General features: G+C 41.8%; 9 protein-coding genes and 1 pseudogene. All 10 read right to left on the minus strand.

Annotated elements, in window-relative coordinates; genetic code table 11:
- Nucleotides 1-32: 32 nt before the first annotated feature.
- Nucleotides 33-287, minus strand: a complete 255-nt coding sequence (locus COT81_05620) for a hypothetical protein (GenBank protein PIS04595.1) — start codon at nt 285-287, stop codon at nt 33-35.
- Between the two features lies 1 nt (nt 288).
- Nucleotides 289-474, minus strand: coding sequence for a hypothetical protein (locus COT81_05625; protein ID PIS04596.1), 186 nt, complete (start codon nt 472-474; stop codon nt 289-291).
- A 312-nt stretch (nt 475-786) separates the two neighbouring features.
- Entirely contained in the window at nt 787-1299 is a 513-nt protein-coding gene (locus COT81_05630; protein ID PIS04597.1) for a DJ-1 family protein, read from the minus strand.
- Nucleotide 1300: 1 nt separating this feature from the next.
- Nucleotides 1301-1495 carry a hypothetical protein gene (locus COT81_05635; protein PIS04598.1) on the minus strand — a complete coding sequence of 65 codons (195 nt, stop codon included), beginning with the start codon at nt 1493-1495 and terminating at the stop codon, nt 1301-1303.
- A complete protein-coding gene (locus tag COT81_05640; GenBank protein ID PIS04599.1) occupies nt 1488-1703 on the minus strand; it encodes a hypothetical protein in 216 nt (71 codons plus the stop codon). Before COT81_05640 ends, COT81_05635 begins: the two co-directional genes overlap by 8 nt.
- A 504-nt stretch (nt 1704-2207) precedes the next feature.
- Nucleotides 2208-2285, minus strand: a pseudogene (locus tag COT81_05645) (pilus assembly protein).
- A gap of 110 nt (nt 2286-2395) precedes the next feature.
- A complete protein-coding gene (locus COT81_05650) occupies nt 2396-3976 on the minus strand; it encodes a hypothetical protein (GenBank protein PIS04600.1) in 1581 nt (526 codons plus the stop codon).
- Nucleotide 3977: 1 nt separating this feature from the next.
- The gene (locus COT81_05655; protein ID PIS04601.1) at nt 3978-4376 is read right to left on the minus strand and encodes a hypothetical protein; all 399 of its coding nucleotides are present in this window, start codon (nt 4374-4376) and stop codon (nt 3978-3980) included.
- 1 nt (nt 4377) lies between these two features.
- Nucleotides 4378-4902 (minus strand): hypothetical protein, encoded by a 525-nt coding sequence (locus tag COT81_05660; protein ID PIS04602.1) that lies wholly within the window; start codon nt 4900-4902, stop codon nt 4378-4380.
- Nucleotides 4902-6201: hypothetical protein (locus COT81_05665; GenBank protein PIS04603.1), on the minus strand; the 1300-nt coding region annotated here is incomplete at its 5' end. The genes COT81_05665 and COT81_05660, both read right to left, overlap by 1 nt.

Consider the following 6201-nt stretch of genomic DNA (forward strand, 5'->3'; position numbering starts at 1 on the left):
TCCAAGCTATCGTAAAGTGTAAATTTCATACTTTAAGTACCATCGGCTACCGCCGCGCCGTTAGAATCAAGAAGTTTACCTTGATAGTTAATAATTGACGGAATGCCGGTGGCGGCGCGGGCGTCTTCAGCGTTAAAAACTAATTGATTAATGGCTGAGCCAAACACGAAATATAAACCAAATATTATCGTAGCAAGTAAAATCCAAAGCCACCCGACTCGGCGGTTGCGATAATACCAACAAGCGCGGTAATGCGGATCTACTTTATGGTGAATATAAACATCCATATTATTTCATTCGCCTGGATTTCATGAATTTAATTACATCTGATTCAAAGACACGATAAGTTTTATGGCCTATCTTAGAAACTTCTAACTCCCCGGAAGCGACCCATCGATACACTGTACGCATCGAAACTTTAAATACTTCAGCAACTTCTTCTAAGGTCAATATGTTGTCACGATGAAGCGGCATTAGGATTTTCGCTTTAACTTGAATTTAGAAACTAAAAAAGCCTTCGATATATTTTGGCGATAAAGTCTTACCCCTAAAGTTGTACCGAAGGGCTTAATGGATTGAATAATATGCAGAATTTCCAACCCAAAGCGCATTTTATTTTTGTTTTAAGTTTTCCACAATTAAACTAATTTTACTTTATTTTGGCAAGCATTGTCAATAATATGTACACAATAACTATATCATATATACATCTTTGGCAAGCATTGTCATATAAAAATACAAAAAATGGCCTAAATTGGCCATTTTATAAATATATTTCAATTTAACCTACTGATAACCAATGGTCCGTAATAATTTCTCGCCAAATTCTGTAGCGTCCGTATGAAACTTGGCAGTGACTAAATTACCATCAATTTGTACCGGCATTCCGCTATACTCTGCTCCGCGGCAAACTAGTCTTTCAGTTTGAGAGATGTGGCCGGTAACCTTACGACCGAGTAAAATTCCCGCGTTAGCCAAAATAGTTGGGGTAATGCAAATTGCTCCGATAATTTTATGTTGGGCATCAAATTCGCGCGACAACTTCCAAACTTGCTCGTCGTGAAAAAAATCACCAGCTCCGCCCCCACCGACAAAGATAATAGCGTCGTATTTTTCAGGGTCAATATCAATAATTTTTAAGTTGGCGAAAATTTTAGCGCCTTTTTTACCGTGCGCTTCTTTGCCGTCCGGAGTGGCTACGTCAACTTTGATTTTCCCGCGTTCTAAAATTGATTTTGGTTTAAATAGCTCTTCGTCCCTAAAATCTTGCGACGATACTATAAAAACGGCTTTAGCCATATTACTTTTGTAAGATTCGAATTACTTCACGAAGCAAGGCAATGTGTTTTGTTTTATATCGCATGGCTAATTGAAAATCTTCACAAACGCTTTTATCCTCGCCGCAAATAGTTGTCAACTCTTCATAATTACCGCTTCCTCGCTGCTCCAAATCTAAGGCATCCTGTAATAAATTTATAACGTCGCCCTTAAGCATATTTGTGCAAATAATCGTTTACTATTTCTGACTGTTTTTTAGCATCATTCAATAAAGTTTTTAAAATTTCTTCAACTGTCGATTTATCAGCGTCATTTAATTTAGAAAAAATATCGCTACTAGCTAAAATTGCTTGGTAGCGGTCTTGGAGCTTATTTTCAATTACCCGTTGACCTTCTAGGACATCTTTGATGACTGCCTGATCCATAATTTTTGCCTAAAGAGCCGCCAAGTTAAACTTGGCGGCTCAATAACTTTTTTATCTTTGGACACTAATTGCCGCGACCTGTTCTGGGTTGCATGAACCTACTTCGATACGATTATTAGCTGATTTACGAATGTAGTAACCGGTGTTGGCATCGCCGTAACCTGCGGTCGTATCAGGATCAACCGGAATTGCCGCTAAATAAGTATCAACCAGAGCTGATGTTAAATCAACAAAACAAGCGTCATCAGTGCTATCCACAGTTTGCCCAGCACACGTCGGGGCTGAGCCGCCGGCGCAAAAACCCACTCCCGAGTCGTCAGTGGTTCCTAGGATTTGAACATCCGTTGCATTGTCTACTAATGCATCGCCGCCAGAGCCAGGAAGGTTGCCTGCATTATCCACCGAATATTTCAGCACGGCATTCAAAATAGAATTAACCGCGCCCCACCGATCAGCATCGCGCGCCTCACCCAAACGCCGGCCTGGGTCCACGGCCACAAAAATAATGGCGGCTAATATTGCGATAATACCGATGACAATTAATAGCTCAATTAAGGTAAAACCTTTTTTGTTTTTGAACATAAGCATTATTTATTTATTTTGAGGTCTTAATTTAAAGCCAAAATCGACCTTTATGATTGGCTAATTTTCCACAATTGTTAATAGTATACCACATTTAGCTTAATTTTTCATTATTTAAAACTCACGTACTGGTCACTTACCCATCCGACAGTACCATCGTCCAAAACTACAGATACCCACCCCGGTTGGCGCTCAAGATATTGTAATTCATCGCCTATGTCTAATTTAGTTAAAATAGAATTTGAGGTACTCGGGCCTGAACGTACATTTAAAAATCCAACCGAATTTTCATCTACAACGACATAGTTTTGCTCAACTTCTTGTTCGTTGGGCGCAACTTCAGCTATCGGTTCCGGTGTTTTTGTGGTGGTTGCCGTGCCAGTCGCCAAATCCGTCAAAGTGTTTGTCTCCTCTTGGCGTAATTCATCTAGCGCGTCAACATCAAAATCGTTTTCGGGAACAATAACTTGCTCATAATTTGGTTTAACTGGCTGTAAAAAACTTAATTCTCTTCTAGCCCAAATTAATCCAACTAAAGCGATAACAAAAATCAAAAGAGCCACGCTGCCGTTATAGATTCTACGCCAAGCAACTTTTTCTGCCTTTTGGGGTAATACCTTAAAACGATGGGCTTGTAAACTTAATAAATTTATCCCCTGCTTTTCAGGCCGGCGCATGATTCCTCGCCAAGCTAAACCAATTACATTGGCGTAAAGTACGGCGCTACCATTTAGTTCAACATCGCTAGATTTTATCTTTTGAAACGGATCACCCAAAAGTGAGTCAACTCCCAAATTGTCCTTAAAATACTGGCTAATGTTTGGCAACATACTAGTGCCGCCAGCTAAAATAACTTGGTTGATATCACGGCCGTGGCTGGCTTGATAAAATTCTATTATGTCTTTTAATTCATGGATAACTTTAGCCCAATGATTTTGAATTATCATGAATACCTTGCCTTGTTCTTTGCGCGTAAATCCATTTTTTCTTTTCAAACTCTCTGCCTCTTCCGGTGAAACTTTTAACTGCTTGGCAATGGCATCGGTTAAATCGTTGCCACCCAACCTTATCACTGAACTAAAACGAACGCCAAAACGGTCATAAACGCTGACGTTGGTAGTGCGCGCGCCGATATCAACAACCATAGTTGCCCGGTTCGGGTTTTTAATTAAAACACGGGCTAAGCTATTGGATTCTAAATCAACTGCCACGGCCTCAACGCCGGCTTGAGATAAAACCTCTGTGTAGCTTTCAACTATTTTTGATGGGGTGGAAAGATAAAAAACTTCTTGGCCATCCTTATCTTTATGTAAAATTTTGAAGTCAAAATTGACTTCGTTAGATGTTATCGGAATTACCTTTTCAGCTTCAAATGGTAAAGTGTTTTGGATTTGCTTTCTTTTTAAATTAGCGGGCAAGGTAAAAGTATGAGTAAAAACTTGAGATTCTGGCAATGACACGACGCACTCAAGGCTTTTAATTGCTGAGGGCTTGGCGTGCTTGAGCGCTGATCTAATTTTTTTAGCCAATTCCTTAGGTTTTAAAATTTTGCCGTTGGCAACTATGCCCGCGTCTAACTTTTCACGGCCGTAAGCTTTAACCGACACACGGCCGAAACGGCGGCGCAACAGCATAACCTCAATGGAAAAATCAGATATATCCAGGCCAAAAATTTCACGTCTAAATGACATCTTATTGACGATTAGTAATTTCTAAGGTTCCACTACTATTACCCAAGCTAGTAGAAATTTGTTGGGTGTATTCTTGAACTGTGCCACTAACAGTGACGACAGCTGTTGGCGCAGTTACAACTGCATTAATTATACAAGTATTCCCGTTTATCACCAAACTGTCGGAATAGGAATTAAAATCAAGGCGTAATTTTAATAACGCGTCTTCTAGGCAAGCTTCCGCTAATGTCTTAGCCATATGGGCTCGGCTCGCGGCAAAGCCCATCGATAATTCTTCCGCGCTTCGGCTGTTGACCGAAAGGCCAATTGATAAAATCACAGCCGATATGATTAAAAGCGAAATCATTGCGATATAGCCGCCATGATTGTCCTTAAAGTTATAACGTTTTTTAGCTCTCATGTTATCGCCGGCCCTTTAATTCCACGGCATATGTCACATTACTATTAGCATCAAAGTCGCTTATGCCAGAAGGATTATTAAAACTGACATTCAAAGTCACGCCCACATTGCGTGAACGATTATTGTAAGATAAATTTTCAAAGGCCGCAGTCGTAACTACATTGTCAGTCGTAACTTCAACTGGCGGGTTACCGCCAATTTGACGAGTGAGAACATTGCCGTTAATTGTATAAGTAATCGCGTCAAGCGCGCCATTATCTAAAATTAAAGTGTTGCCACTCCCACCAACAGTTGGCGAGGTAATATCAGCAGCGGCTTGAATATCTTGAATTAAAAGTTGATTAGCTAAGCGTAAATTTTGCTGTACCTCCTGAGTCACAAGCGTTTTGGCTTGTCCGCTACTCACTTCCAACGCCATTAAACTAATCGCTGTTAAAAACATACCGACGATACCGATATAGATAATCATCTCAATCATCGTGAAGCCGTCGTTGCTATTGGCTAAGCGCGATTTGCTGTTTACCATTATGGCGTGTAGTTAAGTGTAATATCTTGAAGCACCGGCGTGTCTGTTCCATCACCTAATAATTCTACCCGGTAGCGTATCCATTGATCATCATTATGCCCGCTGGTTAAAGGAATCACAGTCTCGTTCGGATCAACAAAATAAGTGCCGCTACCGCTTAAACCGGTCCAAGCCGACCATGTGCCGGGGCTGCCGCTATCATCCGGCGCGGTGGAAATTTGCACCTGAATATTTTCATTGGCAGAAGGCAAAGTTTCTGTCCATTGAATTGTATTAAAAGCGCTTTGACCGCCAGTATCAAAGGCTGATGATTCTAAAATGCCTAAAAGTGTATATCCACTGCTACCAACTACGGCACCGCTACTTATGGTAACACGATCAAGTTGTGGTTGTGCGCTACCGTCACTAGCTAGGTATGCGCGAAACATAATTCGGCCAGACACAATTGGAAAAGTTGCGATATTAGCGTCGACTTCTGTTGCCACGTTGGCCGTACTGACATTATCAATAGTAGCCAATGCCCAAGCTCCCCCGTCCCACCACTGCCAGCTAGTACCATCATCATCTGATAGCTGGTAATAAATTTCTGTACCTACGGGTTTACTCGCTGTTTCAGTGAAACTAAACCAATTCTCTATTGTTCCGGTGTAAGAGTTGAAAGGATTAACTCCAGGATTAGTTGTCGGGTACACAATAGTGCCAGCCTTGCCCCACTGCACTTGGGCATTGTCAAAACCCACCGTGATTGGGGTATTGCCAGCGTTGTTTGAGTTTTCAAGCCACACCCCTAGCTTAAAATAATAAGTGCCGGCAGTAGTTAAACTGTTAGAGCAATCAAAACTGACCGTTTGCCATCCACTAGTAGTAGTAAAGTTTTGCGACCAAACGCCAGTTGCCCCGGGCGATGGTTCACCTGAAAAATTATCCAAAAACACTTCCAGGCGAGAGACTTGAACGTTCGGGTCAGCGGCGGTGACTTGCCAATCAAACGAACAAGTAGCCGTGTCTGGATTGGCCACGGTCGTAGTAAAAGCTTGTTGCCAAAGGCCTCCCAAACTGCGGCGCTTACTATTTGTGGGGATGGAAATTTCTCCAAAGTTACCGGGGTTGCCTGGCGTTTGAAGTGAAATTGTTGGTGCGCTTTCCGGGCCATTAACATCCCAATTGACTGGGGCCCAATCAGGCACATCAAAAGACGGGTCAGTAGTTGCCCCCGAACCGCCCCCGCCTGGGCTGCCGATTAACTGGGCGTTGCTAGAAACCACTTCGATATCTGACGCATTAAAATTATAATTGTCA

It is taken from the genome of Candidatus Buchananbacteria bacterium CG10_big_fil_rev_8_21_14_0_10_42_9, from assembly GCA_002773845.1.
Taxonomy (GTDB): Bacteria; Patescibacteriota; Patescibacteriia; order Buchananbacterales; family 21-14-0-10-42-9; genus 21-14-0-10-42-9.

Bases quoted from the DNA above. Each gene is read 5' to 3' on its own strand.
- COT81_05625 (PIS04596.1), bottom strand. From the start codon at position 474: ATGCCGCTTCATCGTGACAACATATTGACCTTAGAAGAAGTTGCTGAA.
- COT81_05655 (PIS04601.1), bottom strand. From the start codon at position 4,376: ATGAGAGCTAAAAAACGTTATAACTTTAAGGACAATCATGGCGGCTAT.
- COT81_05660 (PIS04602.1), bottom strand. From the start codon at position 4,902: ATGGTAAACAGCAAATCGCGCTTAGCCAATAGCAACGACGGCTTCACG.
- COT81_05630 (PIS04597.1), bottom strand. From the start codon at position 1,299: ATGGCTAAAGCCGTTTTTATAGTATCGTCGCAAGATTTTAGGGACGAA.
- COT81_05650 (PIS04600.1), bottom strand. From the start codon at position 3,976: ATGTCATTTAGACGTGAAATTTTTGGCCTGGATATATCTGATTTTTCC.
- COT81_05635 (PIS04598.1), bottom strand. From the start codon at position 1,495: ATGCTTAAGGGCGACGTTATAAATTTATTACAGGATGCCTTAGATTTG.
- COT81_05620 (PIS04595.1), bottom strand. From the start codon at position 287: ATGGATGTTTATATTCACCATAAAGTAGATCCGCATTACCGCGCTTGT.
- COT81_05640 (PIS04599.1), bottom strand. From the start codon at position 1,703: ATGGATCAGGCAGTCATCAAAGATGTCCTAGAAGGTCAACGGGTAATT.